17 protein-coding genes are annotated in these 22,046 nt (G+C 73.7%); 5 read left to right on the top strand and 12 right to left on the bottom strand.

Translation table 11 applies throughout. From position 1 onward, the window contains the following. Positions 1 to 131: 131 nt before the first annotated feature. Positions 132 to 494, top strand: a complete 363-nt coding sequence (locus O7603_RS08810) for a metalloregulator ArsR/SmtB family transcription factor (RefSeq protein ID WP_281575199.1) — start codon at positions 132 to 134, stop codon at positions 492 to 494. After that, positions 491 to 946: an SRPBCC family protein gene (locus O7603_RS08805; RefSeq protein ID WP_281575198.1), complete on the top strand. Its 456-nt coding sequence runs from the start codon at positions 491 to 493 to the stop codon at positions 944 to 946. Before O7603_RS08810 ends, O7603_RS08805 begins: the two co-directional genes overlap by 4 nt. Before the next feature lie 56 nt (positions 947 to 1,002). Here O7603_RS08805 and O7603_RS08800 read toward each other — a convergent pair whose 3' ends face one another. The 8 genes from O7603_RS08800 to O7603_RS08765 all read right to left on the bottom strand — a co-directional run bounded on the left by O7603_RS08800 (position 1,003) and on the right by O7603_RS08765 (position 9,486). Next, positions 1,003 to 1,989, bottom strand: coding sequence for a hypothetical protein (locus O7603_RS08800; protein ID WP_281575197.1), 987 nt, complete (start codon positions 1,987 to 1,989; stop codon positions 1,003 to 1,005). Between the two features lie 114 nt (positions 1,990 to 2,103). Further along, the gene (locus O7603_RS08795) at positions 2,104 to 2,811 is read right to left on the bottom strand and encodes a putative N-acetylmannosamine-6-phosphate 2-epimerase (RefSeq protein ID WP_281575196.1); all 708 of its coding nucleotides are present in this window, start codon (positions 2,809 to 2,811) and stop codon (positions 2,104 to 2,106) included. After that, positions 2,808 to 3,707, bottom strand: a complete 900-nt coding sequence (locus O7603_RS08790) for an ROK family protein (protein ID WP_281575195.1) — start codon at positions 3,705 to 3,707, stop codon at positions 2,808 to 2,810. The genes O7603_RS08795 and O7603_RS08790 overlap by 4 nt, the downstream gene beginning before the upstream one ends. Next, positions 3,704 to 4,546, bottom strand: coding sequence for a carbohydrate ABC transporter permease (locus O7603_RS08785; protein ID WP_281575194.1), 843 nt, complete (start codon positions 4,544 to 4,546; stop codon positions 3,704 to 3,706). Before O7603_RS08785 ends, O7603_RS08790 begins: the two co-directional genes overlap by 4 nt. Further along, entirely contained in the window at positions 4,536 to 5,483 is a 948-nt protein-coding gene (locus O7603_RS08780; protein WP_281575193.1) for a sugar ABC transporter permease, read from the bottom strand. The genes O7603_RS08785 and O7603_RS08780 overlap by 11 nt, the downstream gene beginning before the upstream one ends. A 12-nt stretch (positions 5,484 to 5,495) precedes the next feature. Next, entirely contained in the window at positions 5,496 to 6,785 is a 1,290-nt protein-coding gene (locus tag O7603_RS08775) for an extracellular solute-binding protein (protein WP_281575192.1), read from the bottom strand. A gap of 19 nt (positions 6,786 to 6,804) precedes the next feature. Continuing rightward, positions 6,805 to 8,400 (bottom strand): FAD-dependent oxidoreductase, encoded by a 1,596-nt coding sequence (locus O7603_RS08770; protein WP_281576642.1) that lies wholly within the window; start codon positions 8,398 to 8,400, stop codon positions 6,805 to 6,807. 39 nt (positions 8,401 to 8,439) lie between these two features. Next, positions 8,440 to 9,486, bottom strand: a complete 1,047-nt coding sequence (locus O7603_RS08765; protein ID WP_281575191.1) for a LacI family DNA-binding transcriptional regulator — start codon at positions 9,484 to 9,486, stop codon at positions 8,440 to 8,442. A 467-nt stretch (positions 9,487 to 9,953) separates the two neighbouring features. On the opposite strand from O7603_RS08765, the gene O7603_RS08760 reads away from it, so the two are divergent. From O7603_RS08760 to O7603_RS08750, 3 genes are all read left to right on the top strand, one after another. After that, the gene (locus O7603_RS08760) at positions 9,954 to 11,309 is read left to right on the top strand and encodes a hypothetical protein (protein WP_281575190.1); all 1,356 of its coding nucleotides are present in this window, start codon (positions 9,954 to 9,956) and stop codon (positions 11,307 to 11,309) included. A 259-nt stretch (positions 11,310 to 11,568) separates the two neighbouring features. Further along, a complete protein-coding gene (helR, locus tag O7603_RS08755) occupies positions 11,569 to 13,734 on the top strand; it encodes an RNA polymerase recycling motor ATPase HelR (protein WP_281575189.1) in 2,166 nt (721 codons plus the stop codon). A gap of 145 nt (positions 13,735 to 13,879) precedes the next feature. Then, positions 13,880 to 15,883, top strand: a complete 2,004-nt coding sequence (locus O7603_RS08750) for a TetM/TetW/TetO/TetS family tetracycline resistance ribosomal protection protein (protein WP_281575188.1) — start codon at positions 13,880 to 13,882, stop codon at positions 15,881 to 15,883. A gap of 166 nt (positions 15,884 to 16,049) precedes the next feature. On the opposite strand, the gene O7603_RS08745 is transcribed toward O7603_RS08750, so the two are convergent. From O7603_RS08745 to O7603_RS08730, 4 genes are read right to left on the bottom strand one after another with little or no spacing between them, the layout of a single operon-like run. After that, on the bottom strand, positions 16,050 to 18,794 hold the full coding sequence (locus O7603_RS08745) for a glycoside hydrolase family 38 C-terminal domain-containing protein (protein WP_281575187.1): 2,745 nt from the start codon (positions 18,792 to 18,794) through the stop codon (positions 16,050 to 16,052). Next, the gene (locus O7603_RS08740; protein ID WP_281575186.1) at positions 18,791 to 19,939 is read right to left on the bottom strand and encodes a Gfo/Idh/MocA family oxidoreductase; all 1,149 of its coding nucleotides are present in this window, start codon (positions 19,937 to 19,939) and stop codon (positions 18,791 to 18,793) included. The genes O7603_RS08745 and O7603_RS08740 overlap by 4 nt, the downstream gene beginning before the upstream one ends. Then, positions 19,936 to 20,847, bottom strand: a complete 912-nt coding sequence (locus O7603_RS08735) for a sugar phosphate isomerase/epimerase (protein ID WP_281575185.1) — start codon at positions 20,845 to 20,847, stop codon at positions 19,936 to 19,938. The genes O7603_RS08740 and O7603_RS08735 overlap by 4 nt, the downstream gene beginning before the upstream one ends. Further along, on the bottom strand, positions 20,838 to 22,046 hold the full coding sequence (locus O7603_RS08730; protein WP_281575184.1) for a CehA/McbA family metallohydrolase: 1,209 nt from the start codon (positions 22,044 to 22,046) through the stop codon (positions 20,838 to 20,840). Before O7603_RS08730 ends, O7603_RS08735 begins: the two co-directional genes overlap by 10 nt.

Genomic DNA, 22,046 nt, shown 5'->3' with positions numbered 1-22,046 from the left:
TCCCGTCGGTGCGGCCGGCCCGGTCGGCCGGGTCTTCCCCCGCCTCGCGCCGGCAAACGCGGCGGACAATCCTCCCCCGAATGGTTAAGCAAACACTTGACTATTGTCGCCGACGGGGGAAAGCTAAGCATGTGCCTAACCATCAGGGGTCGCTGGACCGGGTGTTCCACGCGCTCGCCGACCCGTCCCGGCGGGGAATCGTCGAGCGGCTGGTGCGCGGGCCGGCCTCGGTCAGCGAGCTGGCCCGCCCGCTGGAGATGTCGCTGCCCGCGGTGCTCCAGCACCTCCAAGTGCTCGAGAGCAGCGGTCTCGTCGTCTCGGAGAAGGCCGGGCGGGTCCGCACCTGCCGGGTGGAGCCGGCCGTGCTCCGCGCGGCCGAGGCCTGGCTCGCCGCCCAACGCACCACGTGGGAGCGGCGCCTGGACCGTCTCGACGACGTGCTGACCGGGCGCGGGCCCGCAGACCCCGCAGCGGAAGGAGAGGACCGATCATGACCGACGCACCGATCAACCACTCGACGTTCACGCTCGAACGCCACTACCCCGTCCCGCCCGCCACCGTGTTCTCCGCCTGGGCGGATCCGGGCGTCAAGGCCCGGTGGTTCGCGGGGCAGGGCGCCGAGCACGAGCTCGACTTCCGGCTCGGCGGCCGGGAGCGGGTGACCGGCCGACACGACGGCAAGCTGCTCACCTTCGAGGCCCACTACCAGGACATCCGACCCGGCGAGCGGATCGTGTGCAGCGCCACCCTGTCGGCCGACGACACGCTGGCGACCGTCTCGATCACCAGCGTGGAGTTCGTGCCCGACGGTGCCGGCACCCGCCTGGTGCTGACCGAGCAGGGCACCTACCTGGACGGCCACGAGCAGCCGGCCTGGCGCCAGCAGGGCATCACGTCCCAGCTCGACGCCCTGGCCGTCGAGCTGAGCGACGGCGCGGCCGTCTGACGCGGGCGCCGGGGGCCGCGGCGGTTACCAGCGCGGGCGGCGCCGGGCCGCGGCGGTCACCGGCGCGGGCGGTGCCCGGCCGCGGCCTCGGCGAGCCGGAGAAGCAGGTCGCCGGTGAGCGGAATCCCGGACACGGCGGTCAGCCCGCCGGCCCAGCCGGCGACGAAGTAGTCCCAGCCGTCCACGGCGTGCGCCCCCGCGTCGGTGGCCTGCCGCAGGAAGGTGAGGTCGCCACGGTAGTTGAGGTCCCAGGCCACCATGTCCGGGGTCAGTGGGGCCTTGTCGCTGAGCGGGCTGCCCGGCGCGTCCTTGCCGAGCCCGGTGGCGTTGACCACCAGCGCCGGGGTCGGCAGGTCCGCGAGCAGGGCGTCGTTGTCCCCCGGGTCGAGGACCGGCACGTACGAGAGCCGGGTGCCGTCGATGCCCGCGCGGTCGGCGACGCGCCGCAGGTCGTCGAGCGCCTCGGGGCGGGTGTCGGTGAACGTGACGCGTGCCGGCGGGTCGACGGGGCCCAGGGCGCCGGCGGTGGCGTCGATGTCGAGGTGCAGGGTGAGCAGCAGCGCGGTGGCGGCGCCGCCGGCACCGAGGCAGAGCACGTTCAGGTCGGTGCGATCGTGCGCGGAGCTGTGCCGGAGCAGGGTCGGCAGGACGTGGGCCAGGGACACGGCGTCCCGGGCGTACGCGGTGACGGTGCCGTCGGCGGTCGCCAGACTGTTGACCTCGTGGGTGAGGCCGACGAGCCGGTCGCTGCGGGTCAGGTCGGCGGCGCAGGCGCGGTACAGGCGGAGCTTGTGCGCGGTGACGACCGCGCCGTGCACCGCCGGGTTGTCCCGCATCGCCCCGACGAGCCGGCGGTAGGTCGCGGCCGACGTGTCCGAAGGCAGGTCGACGCCGCGCAGGGTCCACGGCTGCCCCAACACCGCAGCCCACCGGTCGAACACCCGGTGGACGAGGGAGCCGCCGGTGTCGATCCCGACGAAGAGGATCAGCGGCGGCCCCGACCAGGCGGCCACCTCGTCGAGCGCCAGTACGCGCCGGTCCACGAGCACCTCCAGCAGTGATGAAGCTCCGCCGTCCACCTTAGGTGGGCCGGTTTCCGGCACTCCCGAGCCCCGTTTCCCGGCCGGCCGGCGAAGGGACCACCACCCGCAGGGCGGTCACCCGGCGGGCCGGATGGCCGCCACCAGCCGGCGGGTGATCCACAGCGGCGAGGTGACGGCGTTGCCCATCACCACGGCGTGGGCGCCCGCCGCGAAGGCCCGGCCGGCCTGTTCCGCGTCCCGGTACCGGCCCTCGGCGATCACCGGCACCGGCACCGCGGCGGCGAGCCGGGCGACCAGGGCCAGGTCCGGCCCATCGGTGTGCGGGCTCGCCGCCGTGTACCCGGAGAGGGTGGTGGCCAGCGCGTCCGCGCCGGCCTCGACGGCGGCCACGCCCTCCGCGAGGGTGGAGACGTCGGCGAGGACCAGGGCGCTGGTCCGGTCGCGGAGCGCACGGACGGTGTCGGCGAAGGTCCGCCGGTCGGGGCGGGGCCGGTCGGTGGCGTCCACCGCGACGAGGTGGGCCCCGGCCAGCGCCACCTCGACCGCGTGCCCTGCGGTCGGGGTGATGAAGACGTCGGCGGTGCCGTGCTTGTACAGGCCGATGACCGGCACGTCGACCGTGGCGCGGATTGCCCGGACGTCGGCCGGCCCGTTGGCGCGGACCGCCACCGCGCCGCCCCGGACCACGGCGGCGGCCACCCGCGCCTGGACGTAGGGGTCGCGCATCGGGTCGTCGGGGTCGTCGGGCAGTGGTTGGCAGGACACGATCAGCCCGCCGGCCAGGTCGTCGAGCACGCTCACCGGTGTGGTTCCCTCCGTCACGGTCGTCCGTCCATCGCCAACCGAGCGGCCCCCACGGCGACCGCGTGGGGGCCGAGCGCGGCGGGTCGCAGGGGCACGTGGGCCCAGGCGGGCGGCAGGTCCGCCGCGTAGGCGGCTGCCGCGGCGGGCAGCAGGGTCTCGGCCGCCCCGCCGGCCAGCAGGACCGCGCCGGGGTCGAGCAGCGCCACCAGCCCGGCGAGGGCCCGGCCGAGCGCGGCGCCGGCCCGGTCGACCACCTGCCGTGCCGTCGGGTCGCCGGCCGCCGCGCGGTCGGCGACCGCCCGCCCGCTGACCCGTTCGCCGGTCTCCTCGGCGTACGCGGCGGCGAGCCCGGTGCCGGACGCGATGGCCTCCAGGTGTCCGTAGCGGCCGCAGCCGCAGCGCAGCCGTTCGGCGCCCGGCGTCGGCAGGTGACCCACCCCACCGGAGGCGCTTCGGGCGCCCGTCTCGACGTGACCGTCGCGGACCAGGGCCCCGCCCAGCCCGGTGCCCACCGCGACCAGCAGCAGGTGCCGGCTGTCCCGGCCGGCGCCGACCCAGCATTCGGCGAGCGCGGCGGCGTGCACGTCGTTCGCGACCCGGACCGGGCGGCCGAGGCGGGCGGCCAGCGCCTCGGCGACCGGTGTGCCGGTCCAGCCCGGCAGGCTGCCGGTCGCGTACCGGATGGTGCCGGTCGCCGGGTCGACGGTGCCCGCGGTGCCCACCCCGAGCGGTCCGCTGCCGGCGGCCGGGAGCAGGTCCGCCGCGAGCCGCGCGGCGGTGTCGAGCACGGCGGCCGGCCCGGACCGGGCGGGAGTGGGCGCGTGACGCTGGTCGCGCGGCTTTCCGTCCGGGCCGACCAGCGCGGCCAGCGTCTTCGTGCCGCCGATGTCCAGGCCGACGACCGGGTGACTCATCCCTTCAGGCCGGTGTGCGCCAGGCCCTCGACGAACTGCTTCTGGGCGAGGACGAACACCACCAGGACCGGCAGCGCGGTCATCGACGCCGCGGCCAGCTGGACGTTCCACATCGGTCCGCCGTACGCGTCGACGAACTGGGTGAGCGCCTGGGGCAGGGTGAACTTCTCCGGCGAGGAGAGGAACACGATCGGCTCCAGGTAGAGGTTCCAGCTGTGCAGGAAGGTGAAGATGGCGACCGCGCCCAGGGCGGGCCGGGACAGCGGCAGGGCGATCTTCCAGAAGGTGGCGAAGCGGCCCAGCCCGTCCACGCGGGCGGCCTCCTCCAACTCGCCGGGGAGGCTGATGAAGAACTGCCGCATGATGAACGTCGCCAGCACGCTCGGAGCGCCGAGGATCGGCACCAGGATGAGCGGCCAGTGGGTGTCGATCAGGCCGAGCTTGAAGAACATCTGGAACAGCGGCACGATCGTCACCTCGCTCGGGATGAGCAGGCCGGCGAGGACCACCAGGAACAACACGTTCTGGCCGCGGAACCGGATCCGGGCGAAGGCGTACCCGGACAGCGCCGACACGGCGAGCGTGCCGACGGTGACGACCAGCGCGATGTAGAGGCTGTTCACATACTGCCGGCCGAACGGCTGCAACTCGAACACCCGCTGGTACGCGTCCAGCCGCGGGTGCACCGGCAGCAGCTGCGGTGGGAACGCGAAGATGTCCGACACCGGCTTCAGCGACGAGGTGACCATCCACCAGGTCGGGAAGACGAACGGGATCGCCAGCACCAGCAGCACTCCGTAGAGCACCAGCTTGGTCCGGGGCGACAGGTCACGACTCATGGAAGACCCATCTCTTGCGCATCTGCCACTGCAGCACGGTCAGCGCGAGGACGATGCCGAAGAGCACGATCGACAGGGTCGCGCCGTAGCCGAAGTGATGGAACTGGAACGCCTGCTGGTACAGGTAGTAGACGAGCACCGTGGTGGAGGTGCCCGGCCCGCCCTGGGTGAGCACCGCGATCTGCGCGAACACCTGCAGCGACCCGACCACGGTGATGATCGAGGTGAGCAGGATGGTCGGGCTGATCAGCGGCACGGTGATCCGCCAGAACTGGCGCATCCGGCTCGCCCCGTCGACCTCGGCGGCCTCGTACAGCTCGGCCGGCACGCCCTGCAGGGCGGCCAGGAACAGCACCATGTTCAGGCCGACGTTCTTGAAGACCTGCACCACGATCACCGAGAGCATGGCGGTGCCCTCGCCGCGCAGCCAGTTCGGCCCGTCCACGCCGATCGTGTCGAGCAGGCCGTTGATGCCGCCGTTGTCCTGCAACAGGAAGCCCCACACGATCGTCCACGCCACCAGGGAGACGACGACGGGCGAGAAGAACAGGGTGCGGAAGACGATGGTGCCGCGCAGCCGCTGGTTGAGCAGCACGGCGAGCAGCAGCGCCAGGCCGAGGTTGAACACCACGAGGCCCACCGAGAAGAGCCCGGTGGCCCGCAGCACCGACCCGAGGTTGGAATCGTCGGCGAGGGCGCTGTAGTTGTCGGCGCCCACGAAGTCGAACGTGCCGGCGAGCACGTTCCACTCGTGCAGGCTGTACCAGACGACCAGCACCAGCGGCAGGATCACGAAGACCAGGCTGCCGAGCAGTTGTGGGGCGATGAACAGGTAACCGGCGAGGTGGTCGCGGCGGCGGCTGGTCCAGTAGGGCCGGGAGCGGCCCAGGGCGGGCGGGGCCTGCGCCTCGCCCACCCTGGTGTCCGTCTGGGACATGATCCGGCTGCCCTACTTCGCCAGCATCGGCTGGATCTTGGCGCAGACGCCGTCGAGGACGGCCTTCACGTCCGCGTCGGGCTTCCACAGCGGGTCGAGGCCCGCGCGGACCTGCTGGCTCAGCTCGGCCTGCCCGGCGTGGCTGGGCTTCACCACGCCGCTGGTGATGCCGTCGATGACCACCTTCTGCAACTGCTCGGGCTTGAGCTTCGGGTTGGTCTTGGCGAGGGTCTCCGCGGTCAGCTGGGACTGCCGCGGCGGCGGGAAGAACTGGGCGAGCTTCGCCGAGTTGGTGGGGTTGGTGAGGAAGGCGAGGAAGTCCGCCGCCGCGTCCGCGTGCTTGCTCTTCTTGAACACCCCGACGCCGGCCTGGCCGACCACCGCGTAGTTGCCCTTCGGCCCGGCGGGCAGCGGGACGAGGTCCCAGGCGAAGCCGTCGTCCTTGAGCAGCGAGGCGCGGGAGATCTGGGTGACCGTCATGGCCGCGTCCCCGGCGAAGAAGTCCGCCGTGGTGCCCGGGCCGGGCAGGGCCTTGTCCGTGAAGATCGCCTTGTGCAGGGTGGTCATGGCGTCGACCATCTCCGGGGCGGCGAAGCCGCAGGACTTCCCGTCCTGACTCCACGCCTGGGCGCCCCAGCCGGTCCAGAAGGTGGACAGGTTGTCCCAGCCCTTGTAGTCGAAGTCCCGGATCACCATGCCGGCCTTGCCGCTCGCCTTGGCGGCGGCCGCGGCCGTGGCGAGCGCGGTGTCCCAGGTCCACTGGCCGGCGGCGATCAGCTCGGCCGGGGTCTTCTGCCCGGCCTTCTTGAGCAGGTCGGTGTTGACGAAGACGCCGAACGGCGAGGTGGAGAAGGGGTACGCGTAGAGCTTGCCGCCGTCCTGCCAGAGCTTGAGGGTGGCGGGGGAGAGGTCGTCGTACTGGTAGCCCTCGGCCTTCTTGAGCGTGTCGTCGAGCGGCAGCAGCGCGCCGGAGGCGACGAAGTCGGGGGCCGAGTTCTCGAACACCCACGCCAGGTCGGGGGCGTTGCCGCCGGCGATCTGGGTGGTCAGGGTGGTGGTGTAGTTCTCGAACGGCAGCGGGTCGAAGGTGATGGCGCTGACGTCCGGGTGGCTCTTGCGATACTCGTCGGCGATCTCGTTGAACAGCTTCAGGTGCGCCTCGTTGGCGGACCAGACCGTCATCCGCAGACTGGCCGGGCCGTCCGACGCCCCGTCGTCGCCACCGCCACAGGCGGACAGCGCGAGGACACCGGCCAGCGCCGCGGCGGCGACCCGAAAACCCTTTCCTGTCTTCACAATCATCTCCTCACCGGGGGTTGTCTCAGTAGCCCGCGATCGTCGGCCAGCGCAGCTCCACGCCGGCCGACGAGATACGGTCCTGGAACTCGGTCAGCAGGCTGGGGGTGCCGCGGACCGCGCGCGGGGACTCGCCCCGCGCCAGACAGAAGTCGGCGAGTAGGCCGGCGACCTCGCCGACGTTCCACTCGACCGGGTGCAGCCGGTAGCTGCCGTTGGTGACGTGCGTGGTGCCGATGTTCTTGCCGGCGGGCAGCAGGTTCTCCACCCGCTGCGGGATCAGCGCGCCGAGCGGGATCTCGAACGGGCAGGAGCCGACGTCGATGTAGTTGTCGCCGCCGGTGGAGGGGTGCAGGTCGATCCGGTACATCCCCACCCCGACGGAGTCCGGGTACCGCACCGCGCCGTGCGCGCCGCGCACGGCCAGCGACAGGTCCTGCTCCACCACGGTGTACTCGGCGCGGATGCGGCGCGACTCCCGGATGTACGGCGCCTGGGCCAGCCCGTCCCGGCTGCCGGTCACGTCGCCGCGCAGCCGCAGCCCGGGGAACCCGGTGCCACCGTCCGGCCGGGGCGCCTCGGTCTGCAGCCAGTACAGGACGGAGTAGGACAGCTCGCGCGCCTTGGTCAGGTGCCACGACGCGTTCGGCACGTCGATGACCGGGCCCTCGAAGTAGTCGATCATCGGCCAGTTGACCAGGGTGATGTCGCTGCCGTACGCGCCGTCGGTGAAGTTGCGCCGGGCGGCGATGCGCCGGAACGTCCACAGGTTGCCGTCGCCGGGGTTGAGCCGCTGGTCGGCGTTGACCGTGAGCGGGTCGTCGTCCGGGTTGGGGGTGAAGCTGCGCTCGACGATCTCCAGGGTGCGCGGGTGCGGGGACCGCCAGGAGAGCAGCCGGTCGCCCCAGAAGTCCGGCTTGTAGTCGCGCCAGAAGTCGTACCCGGCCGGCCGGTCGATGGTGTGGTCGCCGTCGACGTGGTCGATGGCGAAGCAGACCGAGACGGCCTGCATGTTCATCGGCTGCGCCTCGGCGGGCGCGCTGGGCTCACCGGTCTGGGCCTGCGACTCGAACCCGGTGACGTACTCGGTGCCGGACAGCGGCAGCAGGTCGCCGGCCTCGGTCGCGTCCAGCACGTACGGGGCGGTGAGGTCGATCCGCTCGTCCCGGTCGCGGTGCGCCACGATCACCCCGACCACCCGGTCCCCGTCCATGTCCACGGCCACCGGCCGGTACGGCTGGAGCACGGTGAGCCGGCCGGAGCCCCGGTACGGCGCGAGCAGGCCCTCGAGGACGGCGACGGCGACCCGCGGCTCGTGGCAGAGTCGGCTGACCCAGCCGGCGCCGGGGTTGAGGTCGCTCCAGGCGCGGGACCGTTCGGTGAGCGGGTAGTTCCGGCGGTAGTAGTCGCGGATCCCGTCGCGCAGCTCCCGGTAGCTCGCGGTGGCCCCGAACTGCTCGATCCAGGAGTGCTCGTCCGGCGGGACCGCCTGGCTGGTGAGCTGCCCGCCGAGCCAGTCGAACTCCTCGGTCAGGATGACGGACCGGCCGGCGCGGGCGGCGGCGAGGGCCGCCGCGACGCCGCCCAGCCCGCCACCCACGACGAGGACGTCCGCACGCATCTGTGCCACTTGCTTCCTTCCGTGTTGCGCGGTCGCCGCTCAGCGGCGGCCGACCGCCGGTTCGGGGGCGCCGAGGGTGTCGCCCTCGACGAGTTCGCAGGGCAGCAACCGCTGCTGGACGCCGCTGGCGCTGCCGTCGATGACGTGGGTGAGCACCTCGACCGCCTGCCGGCCCATCTCCTCGCGGGGGATGTGGAAGCCGGTGAAGGCGAGGTCGGTCGGGACGGGGACCGTCGGGTCGCCCAGGGTCAGCAGCGACAGGTCGCCGGGCACGGTCAGTCCCCGCCGGCGGGCGGCCCGCTCCACCGCTACCGCCGTGGCGAAGTCCTCCACGAAGGCGACGGTGCTGCGGTCGGCCAGCAGGTCGTCGAGGACCGCGTCGGCGTCGTCGGCGGCGGCCGGTCGGTGGCGGGCGCTCTCCGCGGTGGTCGCGGCCGCGACGTATCCGCGCCGCCGGTCCTCCGAGGACTCCGCGGTGGTGCCCATGCTCAGGTACGTCAGCCGGCGGTGGCCGTGGGCGAGCGCCCGCTCGACGAGCTGGCCCACCGCGGTGGCGTAGTCGGCCCCGACGTACGGCACCGGCCCGCCGGCGTCGTCCCGCCGGCCCACCGCGACGTACGGGTAGCCGTCGCGGTTGAGCCGGTGCAGCTCCGCGCCGTCGATCTCCCGTCCGAGCAGGAGGCAGCCGTCGGCCAGGCGCAGCCGGTTGTCCTGGTGGAAGATCCGGCGCCGGCCGTCGACGACCGGCGCGCTGGTGAACAGCAACAGGTCGCAGCCGACCCGCTCGGCGTACTCCTCGATGCCGAGCAGGAAGGGGTGGAAGAAGTCCCGACTGCCGCTGGGAAAGGCGGGCTCGTAGGTGAAGACGCCGATGATCCGGTTGAAGCGGGCGGCGAGCCGGCGGGCGACGGGGTCGGCGGCGTAGCCGGTCTCGGCGATCACCCGCAGCACCCGGTCCCGGGTCTCCGGCGCGATCCGCACGTCGGCGTCGGCCCGGTTGTTGAGCACCAGGGACACGGTCGCCTGGCTCACGCCGGCCAGCCGGGCGATGTCACGCTGAGTGACACGTCGGGGGATTGCGGTCACGGGGGGTCCTTCCGGCGGCGCTAATACGCATTAGCGCTCGGTGTAGGGAGGAGCCTGGCCGCCCGACCCGGTCGGTGTCAAGGGGGTGAACACAGATTTCCTGGCGATGAACTCGCTGGAGTAATGCGTATTAGCCGGAAGGGCTACCGCTGTGCGGCCGCTCAGCGCCTGCATCGCCATCGGATTCGGCCGGAGCTCTTGACAGGCGTGCCCGGCAGCGAGCAGCATTCGAGAAAGATGGATGGTAATACGTATTAGCAGCGCCGGTGCGGCCACGCTCCGGCCCGCCGCCGTCGTACCCACCTCACCGAGCGTCACCGCCGCCTGCCCCGGGTTCGTGACCGGGTCCGCCCGGACCGTCCACTGTCGCCGGTCCGGCCCGCGTCCACGATCCACGCCGGCGCGTGCCCGGCCGGCCGTACCGCACCGCCCGGGCGTCCGATCCCGTCCCGAGAACAGGAAGACGCATGACGAGAGCACGTGTGTCACCGCCGCGCCGCGCCGCCGCCGCGGTCGGAGTCGGTCTGCTGGTCACCGCCGCCGCCGGCGCCCCCGCGGCCGCCGACGACCCGGGGACCGGCTTCCCCCGGTTCAGCTACGTGGGCACCGCGTTCGACAAGGCCGACCTCGACTACAACCCGACCAACGAGTTCATCTTCCCGAGCGTCATCCGGGCCGCCGACTACTTCCCGAACCCGCTCGGCGCCTACTACCTGTACTACGCGCCGCACGAGCGGCCCGGCGGGATCGCCCTGGCGTACGCCGACTCGATCGACGGCCCGTGGACCGAGTACGCGGCCAACCCGCTGATCAGCAACACCTGGCTGCCGCACTACTCGACGGTCAGCCACGTCTCCTCGCCGCACGCGGTCTGGATCGAGGGCGAGCGCAAGCTCTTCCTCTACTTCCACGGCGAGAACTCGATCACCCGGTACGCCACCTCCGAGGACGGCATCCACTTCGACTACGGCGGCACGGCGGTGAGCCGGGACGCCAGCACCGGCGGGGAGACCTCGTACGCCCGGGTCTTCGAGCAGGCGGTGCCCCGGCTGGGCAGCCGCTACCTCATGGTGTTCATGGACAATCCGACGGCGGCGCCGCCCGGGCCGACCGGGCCGGTGTCGCGGCGGATCCGCTGGGCGGTCTCCCCGGACGCACGGACCTGGACCATCCAGCCGCAGCCGCTGGTCACCCCGCAGGGCAGCGAGGCCCCGAACGCCTCCGGCCCGTTCTTCCTGCGCTGGCAGGAGCGCAACCTGGTGATCTTCCACGCCGCCGACGGCAACATGCACGCGGTGGACGTCGGCGAGAACTTCGACCAGGAGATCCACCTCGGCGTCGTCCACGACTCGATGGACGTCGCACCGGACCTCGGCCGCTCGGCAGCGCCGACGTTCTACTTCGACGGCCGCACCGCGCACATGTACTACGAGGCCGGCGGCCGGCTCACCGCGACGATCGGGCACGCGGTGGCCACGCTGCCCGAGCCGGTGCCGACCCGCCAGCTGGACTGCACGGTGGACCGGCCGGTGCTGTGGCCGCCGAACCACAAGATGGTCGACGTCACCGTGACGGCCGACCTGCCCGACGGGGTGCTCGGCCCCCACGCGTTCGCCCTGACCGGGGTGACCGGCGGCGACGCCGCGGACGTCTCCGGCTTCACCACCGGCACGCCGGACACCACCGGGCGACTGCGGGCGGAGCGAGCCGGCAACGGCGGCGACCGGGTCTACACGCTGACGTACGCCGGGCACGACGAGATCGGCCGGCCGGTCGGCTGCACGGTGACCGTGACCGTGCCGCACGACCGGGGCGGCCGCTGACCGTCCGACGGCGGCCGGCCCGGGGTGCCCATCGGACCGCGGGCCGGCCAGAGCGGCGTGCCGCCAGCTTCGCGAGGAGGTTGTCCGTCGAGCGGACGATCAAGGGGAGGGGGAGAATCCGCTCCCTCCATTTTCAAGCTATACCGCACTGGGGGGCTTGCCGCAAGACCCGGGTCGTGCCGCAGAATCGCTGACCGAGGTCAGGAACCTGTGGAATCGGGGGAATTGCGAAGTGCGTGTGGGCTTGACGATGAATGGGTTGGGCGGAGATGCCGAACCGACCGCCGACGTGTTCGACCTTCCCGAACACCTCTCTGCCAAGGCCGACCCGGCGCTGATCGCCGGCGACCAGCGGCACTTCGCGGCCATGGCGGCGAGTCTCGACCAGGCGTCCGCCGACCTGTCCGCCCGCCTCGACGCCGAGCGCAGGGCGCCCGGCGGCGCCGGCCGCCGGGCGGTGGACCGGGACCAGGAGGTCCGCCGGCTCACCGCTCGCCTGCGCCTCCTGGGTCGTTTCGGGTTGGACCTGTGCCTCGGGCACATGGTCAGCGCGGACAACCCCGAGCCCGTGTACATCGGTCGACGTGGCCTCACCGACAGCGCGGGTCGTCGGCTGCTGCTCGACTGGCGCTCTCCCGCGGCCGAGCCGTTCTTCGGCGCGACCCACGCCAACCCGATGGGTCTGGCGAGCCGCCGCAGGTATCGCTGGACCCAGGGCCGGATCACCGACTACTGGGACGAGGTGTTCACCCCCGACGGGTTCGAGGGGCACGCCGCAGCGCTCGACGACCAGTCCGCCTTCATCGCCAGTCTGGGCGGCAGCCGGTCGAACCGGATGCGGGACGTGCTCGGCACGATCCAGGCCGACCAGGACGCGATCATCCGTGCCGGATCGAGCGGCGCGCTCGTCGTCGACGGCGGTCCGGGCACGGGGAAGACCGTCGTCGCCCTGCACCGCACCGCCTACCTCCTCTACGCCGACCCTCGCCTCGGTCACCGCAGGGGCGGCGTGCTGTTCGTCGGTCCGCACCAGCCCTACCTGGCGTACGTCGCCGACGTCCTCCCCAGCCTCGGCGAGGAGGACGTGCAGACCTGCACCCTGCGGGATCTCGTCCCCGAGGGAGCGGCGGCGACCGTGGAGACCGACCCGGAGGTGGCCCGCCTGAAGTCGTCCGCGGACCTGGTCAAGGCCATCGAGGCGGCCGTCCGGTTCTATGAGGAGCCGCCGGCCAAGGGGATGACGGTCACCACCGACGACTCCGACCTCTGGCTGAGCGCCGACGACTGGGCCGAGGCATTCGAGGCGCCGGGCCCCGGCACCCCGCACAACGAGGCGCGCGACGAGGTCTGGGAGGAGTTGCTCACGATCCTGGTGGACAAGTACGACGGCGACGAGCCGGAGGACCTGGTCCGCGGTTCGCTGCAGCGGAACCGGGAGCTGCGCGCGACCCTCCACCGTGCCTGGCCGATGCTCGACGCGGCCGACCTCGTCGGAGACCTGTGGTCGGTACCCGCCTACCTGCGGAAGTGCGCCCCCTGGCTCAGCACGGACGAGGTCCGGAAGCTGCAGCGCGGCGACGCCCGGGCCTGGACGGTGTCCGATCTGCCGCTCCTGGACGCGGCACGGCAGCGACTCGGCGACGCGGAGGCGTCCGAGCGGAAGCGTCGGCACGAGGCCACGCTCGCCGCCGAACGCGCGCGCAGGGCCACGGTCGTCGACGAACTGATCGAGGCCCACACCTATGACGACGGCGAAGGTGTGCTGTCGAGCCTGCGCCAACTGGATCTTCAGGATGCCCTGGTCGACGAGTCGGCGCTGCCCCTCGCCGACCCGGACCTGCTCGCCGGCCCGTTCGCGCACATCGTCGTGGACGAGGCCCAGGAGCTGACCGACGCGGAGTGGCAGATGCTGTTGCTCCGCTGCCCGTCCCGGAGCTTCACCATCGTCGGAGACCGCGCCCAGGCCAGGCACGGGTTCACCGAGTCGTGGCAGGCTCGGCTCGAGCGGATCGGGCTCGACCGGATCAGCCTGGCCGCCCTGAGCATCAACTACCGGACGCCGGAAGAGGTCATGGCGGAGGCCGAGCCGGTGATCCGGGCCGCGCTCCCGGACGCCAACGTGCCGACCTCCATCCGCAGCGGCGGCGTCCCCGTCGCCCACGGAGCCGCGTCCGAGCTGGGTGCGATCCTCGACGCCTGGCTCGCCGCGCACGCCGAGGGGACCGCCTGCGTCATCGGCGACCCCACCTTCGAGGAGCGGCCCCGCGTCCGGTCGCTGACCCCGGAGCTGGCGAAGGGGCTCGAGTTCGACCTGGTCGTCCTCGTCGACCCGGAGGCGTTCGGCAGCGGCATCGAAGGTGCGGTCGACCGCTACGTCGCGATGACCCGCGCGACCCGGCAACTGGTCATCCTCACGACCGCCTGAGGGCTGTTAATCGGTTGCCCACATCAGGACGCGCTGGTCGACTGGGTGGGACACCGCACTCCCGAACAGAGAGGAACCGAGATGCGCGCTGCGTTCATGTCCAACCACCTGGGAACGCTCATCGACCCGAAGGACATGACGCTTCGTGACAACTCTCAACGTCGGGATCCTGGCGCATGTTGACGCCGGCAAGACCAGCCTGACCGAACGCCTGCTGCACACCGTCGGCGTGACCGACGAGGTCGGCAGCGTGGACGACGGGACGACCCGCACCGACACGCTGGCCCTGGAGCGGCAGCGCGGGATCACCATCCGCTCCGCCGTCGTGTCCTTCGTCGTCGACGGCGTCACGGTCAACCTCATCGACACACCCGGCCACCCGGACTTCATCGCCGAGGTGGAACGGGTCCTCGACCTGCTCGACGGCGTGGTGCTCGTGGTCTCCGCCGTCGAGGGCGTGCAGGCGCAGACCCGGGTGCTGATGCGGACGCTCCAGCGCCTGCGCCTGCCGACCCTGATCTTCATCAACAAGATCGACCGGGCCGGCGCGGACCCGGAGCGGGTGCTGCGCGACATCGCCGACCGGCTCGCCCCGTCGGTGGTGGCGACCGGTGCCGTGCGCGCCGCCGGCACCGCCGACGCGTGCTTCGTCCCGCACGCCGACGGCGACCCGGGGTTCACCCGGCAGTTGCTCGACCGGCTCACCGCGGGCGACGACCGGCTGCTGGCGGAGTACGTCGCGGACGAGCGGCGGCTGACCGGCCGTCGGCTGCGCGCCGCGCTTGCGGCGCAGAGCCGGCGGGCGCTGGTGCACCCGGTCTACGCCGGCTCGGCCATCACCGGCGCCGGGGTGGCGGCGCTCGTCGATGGCCTCACCACGCTGCTGCCGACGGGTGGGTCGGGCGCGGACGGCCCGGCCTCCGGCACCGTGTTCAAGGTCGAGCGCGGCCCGTCCGGCGAGAAGCTCGCGTACGTCCGGATGTTCGGCGGCACGGTGCGGCTGCGGGACCGGCTCGCCGTCGGTGGGCGGGTCACCACGGTGACCGGGATCGAGGTGTTCGACCTCGGATCGAGGGTGCGCGCCGACGCCGTCGCCGCCGGCCGGATCGCGCTGCTGCGCGGTCTCGGCGACGTCCGGATCGGTGATCCGGTCGGGGCGGTGCGGCACGGGACGGCCGGGAACCGGCACTTCGCGTCGCCCAGCCTGGAGACCGTCGTCGTCCCGGAGCGGCGGACCGATCAGGGGGCCCTCTACACCGCGCTCAGCGAGCTGGCCGAGCAGGACCCGTTGATCAACGTGCGGCGGGACGCGGTCCGGGGCGACATCAGCGTCTCCCTGTACGGGGAGGTGCAGAAGGAGGTCATCCAGGCGACGCTCGCCGAGGAGTACGGACTGGCTGTCGGCTTCCGCGAGACGACGGCCGTCTACGTCGAGCGGCTGGTCGGCGCCGGCGCGGCGGTCGAGCTGATCGGCGTCGCGCCCAACCCGTTCCTGGCCACCGTCGGGTTGCGGGTGGCGCCCGGCGAACCCGGCGGCGGGATCACGTTTCGGCTGGGTGTCGAGCTCGGCTCGATGCCGCCGGCCTTCTTCACGGCGGTGGAGGAGACCGTACGGTCGACGCTGCGCCAGGGGCTGCACGGCTGGCAGGTGCTCGACTGCGCGGTCACGATGACCCACTCCGGGTACTGGGCGAGGCAGAGCCACTCACACGGCACGTTCGACAAGAGCATGTCCAGCACCGCCGGGGACTTCCGCAACCTCACGCCTCTGGTGCTGATCGACGCCCTGACGCACGCCGGAACGCGGGTGGAGGAGCCGGTGCACCGGTTCCGGCTGGAGGTGCCGACCGACGTCCTGGCCGCGGTACTGCCGGTGCTGGCCGGGCTGGAGGCGGTGCCCCACTCGACCCTGGCCGTGGGGCGGTCGTCGGTGGTGGAGGGGGTGGTCCCGGCACGGCGGGTGCACGCGGTGGAGCGCCGGCTGCCCGCGCTGACCCGCGGTGAGGCGATCTTCGAGGCCACCTTCGACCACCACCGGCCGGTCCGGGGCGAGCCGCCGTCGCGGCCCCGGTGGGACCACAACCCGACCGACCGCAAGGAGTACCTGCTGGCGGTCAACCGCCGGGTGGCGCGCCGCGGCGAACGGTGACGCCGCTGCCAATGGCCGGTGGCCGGTGGCCGATGGCCGGTGGACCCGACCAGTCGGGCAGCGGGGCGGGCCGGACCGCCTGGCCGGCCACGGCCGGCCGGCTTCGTGCACGCGCGCGCCCGTACGCCCGCGCCGGTGCGCTCGGCACCGGCGCGGGCATTCCGGCTCAGGCCAGGTCGAGCTGCACCGTGGCGATCTCCCAGGAGCGCAGCGGCAGCCGGAGCAGCCCGTCGGCGTCGACGTCCAGCCGCTCGCCCGGCCGGCCCAGCAGGTCCGCCCGGCGCGCCCCGCGTACCGGCCGGCCCGCCCCGAGCACGGCGGTGGTGGTGTCCGGCGTCTCGGCCACCATCCGCACCTCCGTGCGGCCGTCCCGGTCCCGGACGCTGGTCAGCGCCACCCCCGACCCGGCCACCGTCAGCCCGGTGACCGGCGCCGGCAGGGCGACCGACGGGTCCGCCGTGCCGGGGAACGCCAGCAGCTCGTGCCGGTAGCTCTCGGCAGCCTCGGCCACACCCCCGGCGTGCCACTCGCCACGGAACGGCAGCACCGCCAGCTCGACGCTGCGCTCACCGCGGCACTGCGCCAACGGGGTGGGCAGCTGCGGGCCGGCGGGTTCGTCGCGCAGCGCGTGCCGGTTGCGCGACAGCATGCCGATCGACCGCAGCACGGTGACGGCCAGCTCCCGCCCGCCGTCGGTCAGCTCGTACTCGGTGGGCTGGGTGAGCAGCACCGCGAGCGAGCCCGCCGCCGCGCCGGCGGCGACGAACCCGGACGCCGGGAACGTGGGCAGCGGCACCTCGCCGCCCCCGCCCTCGGCGGTCAACCCGCGCTCCACGACCGCGAACTGGCCCTCGGCGTACGACGCGGAGGCCGGCGCGGGCAGCGGCAGATGCAGCCGCACCCGGTGGTCGTCGCAGCGGTTGTCGAACTCCACCCGCAGCCGGACGAACCGCTCGCCGGCGCGCAGCTCGACCCGCGTCGTCACCACGATCGCCTCCCGGTCCACCGCCCGGGATCCCGCGTCGACGTCGGCCGCCACCGGCCAGCGGTACTCGCGGACCACGTCGACCACGGCGACCAGCGGGCCGCGGTGGCGCGGCACGACGCGGACCGCCCGCGGCTTGTCGACCAGCTCGTCCGCGGCCGGCGGGGCGTAGTTGTAGCTGTCGCCCACGTCGCCGCCGTCGACGATCCGCCCGACGCCGTCCACGGCGATCCCGTCCGGGGTGGACAGCCGCAGCGTGCCGTCCTCGGCCACGTCGACCCGGAGCAGGCCGTTGTCCAGGCTCCGGTCGTCCACCACCGCGGCCGCCCCGGTGGGCTGCCCGGCGGTGGCGGACGACGGACGCACCGCGGCGTGGCCGAGCGCGGGGACGTCGACCAACGCGGCGACGGTGGCGCGGGGCGCGGCCAGGATGCGGACCCGCCAGCGGTCCGGCTGGGCGGCGTCGGCGAGCGCCAGGCGGACGTCCTCCACGTCGAAGGCGGGGTCGCCGTGCCGGGCCACCTCGAAGGTGAGGGTGGCGTCGGCCGGCGACACCGACCAGCGGGTGACCTCCTGGCCGTAGAGTTCCCGGCCGTGCACGCGGGTGAGCACCGCCGGCAGGTCGGCGGCCGGCACCACCTCGTCGGCGAGCAGCGTCCGGGCGCGGTCGAGAACCTGCGCCGGCAGGGGCTGGCCGTCCGCCCCGGCCAGCGCCACCGTGTCGCCGGGCGCCGCCACGTCGAGGCGGACCAGGGCGGTGCGGGGGACCGGGCTGGGGTTGAACAGCAGATAGCCGTCGCGGGGCACGGCGGCGGACAGCCGGGCGCCGACCAGGTCGCAGACCGCCCGGCCGAGCTGGTCGGCCTCGGCGAGGCGGGCGGCCACCTGCTCGGCGGTCTCGTCGCAGCCGCAGCCGGTCACAGAGTCGTGGCAGCTGGCGTCGATCAGCCGGGTCCACGCCATGTCCAGGAAACGCTGCACGGACGGGTCGTGGAAGAGCGCGGCGAGCGGCTCGGCGTACCGTTCGACCCGCCGTTCCGCCAGGCCCATCGCCTGCTTGAGGTGGGCGCGGACGGAGATGACGCCGGGCAGGATGTTGGCCCGCACGTGCGAGCGCAGCTCGCCGGCGACGGTGGGCAGCCCGTCGACCGTGGTCGGCTGGGTGGCGAAGTACTCGGCGAGGGTGCCGAGGCGCAGCCGTACGCCGTCGACGTCCGCCGCGGCGAGCAGGTCGGGGGCGTTCGGCGCCGGCGCGGCGTGGTCGGTGCCGTACATGGCGAGGATCGGGGACGTGCTGTCCTCGGGGCGCCACGCGGTGAGCCGGTCGGCGAGGTCGGCGGCGCGGCGGGTGACCAGCGCGGCGTCGTCCATCAGACCGGCCGCGTTGCCGTACCCGCCGGGCAGGTACTCGGTGCGGACGGTGGTGCCGTCGGGGGCCTGCCAGGCGAACGCGTGCGTGCGGACCCGGTCCGGGACGCCGCGGAACACGCAGGCGTGCGCCAGCCCGGCCCCGGTGAGGATCTGCGGCATCTGTGCGATGTGACCGAACATGTCGGGGAGGTAGCCGACCGGCATGGGGCCGCCCAGGTCGGCGCTGCGGGTGAGGCCGCGTTCCAGGTTGCGGACGATGTTCTCGCCCGAGCAGAGGAACTCGTCGAGCAGGATCTGCCACGGGCCGACGGCGAGCCGCCCGGCTCGGACCAGGGCGATCACCTGTTCCCGCCGTTCGGGGCGGACCTCCAGGTAGTCGTCGACCGCGGCGAGCTGCCCGTCCAGGGTGAACCGCTGCCGCTCGTCGCGTGCCATCCGCTCGAACACGTCGTCGAGCAGGGCCACCAGCCGCAACCGGAACCGCTGGAACGGCTCGTACCACTCGCGGTCCCAGTGGGTGTGTGGCACCACGATGATCTCGGTCGGTCGTGTCATCGGCCCGCCGCCTCTCCGCCGATCGCCGCGCCGGTCAGTTCGCCGTGGCGGCGTACCACCTGTTGACTGGTCCGAATGTCGGCCGCGCCCTCGGCGATCCCGGTCAACGGCGCCGTCCCGGCGGTGACCATCGCGTGGAAGGCGACCAGTTCCTGCTCGAACGCCTCGGTGACCGACCGGAACACGGCCCGCCGCTCGCCGCCGCCGTGCGTGTCCACCACGGTCAGGGTGGTGGGCGCGTTGAGCAGGTACGGCGACGGGAAGACCAGGTCCAGCGAGCCGCGGGCGTGGTGCAGGGTCACCGTCTCCCGGTAGGCCGGGTAGTCGGGCAGGTTGAGCCAGCGGATGCCGTACCGGGCGCCGCCCGGCAGCCGGCCGCTGACCTCCACCGACGGCTCGGCCGGCAGCTCCGGTGCCACCGGCCAGGTCGCCACGTGGTCCACGGTCGACGGCGCGCCGGTGAACAGTCGCAGCAGGCTCAGGTCGTGGCAGACGCTGTTGATCAGGATCTGGTAGAGCGTGCGGGCGCCCGGGTCGCCACCCACCGCCGCGTCCAGCAGCGCGTTGTCGGCGGCGCGCAGCCGGGCCGCCTCGGCGGACGGCACGTCGCCGGGGGCCGGCGGCAGGTTGGCGAACGCCAGTTGCCGGTCGCCGCCGGCGTGCAGCACGGTCACCTCCACCGCGTGCACCCGTTCCGGGCCGCCGAGTTCGTCGAGCAGCCGGGCGGCCTCGGCGACCGCCGGGTCGTACTGCTTCATGTAGCCGACCATCAGCGCCGGGCTTCCGCCGGCGAGGTCGGTGAGCCGGTCCGTCTCGGCGAGGGTGTAGGCGAGTGGCTTCTCGGAGAGCACCGGCACGCCGGCGCGCAGGGCCTGCGCGGCGAGGTCGCCGTGGGAGCCGGAGGTGGCGAGCAGGACGGCGTCGTACCCGCCGTCGGCCACCATGGCGGCGGCGTCGGTGTACCGGCGGCCCGGTTCGACGCCGTACCGGCGGCCGAGGTCGGCGACCCGGGTGGGGGAGAGGTCGCCGAGGGCGACGACGTCGAACAGGTCGCCGCGGCGTTGCAGCAGCGGCAGGTGCACCGTACGGGCGATGATGCCGAGCCCGGCCACCGCGATGCGGATCCGCTTGCCCGGCTCGGTCATCGCAGCGCCTCCTGGAGCCAGCGCCGGTTGGCGGTCTGGTCGGCGCGGGTGCGGTCGAGATCCCGCCCCCGCGCCGGCGCGTCCTGTTCGATGATCAGCCAGCCGGTGTAGCCGATCGCGTCGAGGCCGGCGAACACCCCGGCGAAGTCGACGTCGCCGGTGCCGAGCGGGCAGAACCCGCCGGCGGCCACGACTTCGGTGAGGCCGCCGCCGGCCGCCCGGACCCGTTCGTGGACGGCCAGGTCGGCGTCCTTGAGGTGCACCTGGCCGATCCGGCCGGCCCACCGGCGTACCGCCGCGACCGGGTCGCCGCCGGCGAGCAGCAGGTGCCCGGTGTCCAGGCAGACCGCGATGTCGGTGAGTTCCAGCAGCCGGTCGGCCTCGGCCTCGGTCTCCACGTCGGTGCCGAGGTGGTAGTGGAACACCGGCTCCAGGCCGCGGTCCCGGCAGCGGTCGGCGGCCTGCTGCACGCGGGCGGCGAAGTCGGGCCAGTCGGCGGCCGGCAGCGCCGCGCCGAGGTCGGTGGGGATGCCGGGCCGGTCCATCCGGGCCGGGTTCCCGGGGCAGGCGAGGGTGGGGCGGGGCGCGAAGCGCGGGTCGTCCGCCGGGAGGGCGGTGAAGACGTCGAGCGCCGCGTCGAGTTGGGCGAGGTCCGCGGCGAAGCCGTCCGGATCGCCGTAGCGCAGGTCGACCCAGCCGCCGGCGAGACCGATGCCGGCGCCGGTCAGCCGGTGGACCAGGGTGTCTCCGGTGCCGAGGTAGCCGATCGGCCCGGAGTCGATCCCGTCGTAGCCGTCCCGGGCCAGGGCCGTGAGCAGGTCGTCGGGGCCCAGTTCGGTGTCGTCCGGCTGGTAGATGCCGTGGTTCACGGGCGCGCCGGCCACCCGGGTTCGTCCAGTCAGCTGCACAGTGCGATCACCTCCATGCGGTGGGACTCCAGGACGTGCAGGCCGTCGCCGGCGGGGAGCCGGCACCGGTCGCCGTGGACGACGCGGTGGCGGCCGTCGGGGTAGCCCAGCAGCGCGCCGTCCGCGTCGAGCGCCAGCAGTTCGTCGCCGAGGCGGAGCAGCAGCGGCCCGTCGGGGTCGGCCGAGATGGCGGTACGGCCGGCGCGCAGCGCGTCGAGCACCGCGGTCTGCGCCGGCCGGTCGTCGTCGACCAGCAGCCAGGTGGTGGGGGAGCCGGGCAGGGCGTCGGCGCCGGGGCGGTGGTAGTCGCTGCCCCCGACCGGTACGACGTCCGGCCGCCACGCCTGCGCCCAGGCGAGGGGGGCGCCCCAGGTGCGGTCCCACCAGCCGGAGTGCCAGACCTCGGCGAGCCGGGTGCGGGTGGTGAGCGGCTGCCGCCAGGCGCAGTCGCCGCCGAGCGGGTGGTTGACCGACATCAGCCCCCCGTCGCGCTCGGCGGCGGCGAGCCACTCGTCCGGCGGCCGGCGGAAGTCGACCCAGCCGACCGGGCCGAACACGTTGGCGTGGCCCCGGTCGGTGGTCACCTCCTGCCCGGGGATCAGCGTGATGCCGTACCGGGTCGAGGCGGCGGGCAGCCAGGGGTGGTGGCTGACCGTGTTGTGGTCGGTGACGGCGAGGAAGTCCAGGCCGCGACCGGCGGCGAGGGCGGCCAGCTCGTCGATGGTGCCGCTGCCGTCGCTGTGCACCGTGTGCGCGTGCAGGTCACCGGCGATCCAGCGGCGGCCGTCCACCTCGGGCAGTGCCCGGCGGGGCGGACGGTCGGGGCGGGGCGGGGCCGCCGGTTCGGCCGGTGCCGGCGGGACGGTGGTGGCGGTGGTGGCGGTGACCTCGTAGTCGAGCCCGTCGGGTGGGATGCGGTGCAGCCGGAGCAGCACCTGCCACTCGCCGGGTTCCAGCTCGCCGGGCAGGTAGCCGGGGGTGGCCCAGTCGGCGGAGACGGTGTACTCGTCGCGGGCGCCGCCGGACCAGCCGCGGAAGCCGTCCGGCCCGACGCAGCCGAGGTCGAGCACCCCGGCCGTCCGGGGGTACGCCAGCCGTACGGTGAGGGCGGCGGTGCCGGGCGGCACGGTGACCGGCAGGGCGCGCAGGACGCTGTCGGCGCGGTCGGGGAGGGTCCATCGGCCCCGGTGCACCGCCAT

The organism is Micromonospora sp. WMMD812 (assembly GCF_027497215.1).
Classification (GTDB): domain Bacteria; phylum Actinomycetota; class Actinomycetes; order Mycobacteriales; family Micromonosporaceae; genus Micromonospora.
The sequence above is the reverse complement of the archived record's forward strand: the minus strand, read 5'-3'. Positions and strand labels throughout refer to the sequence as shown.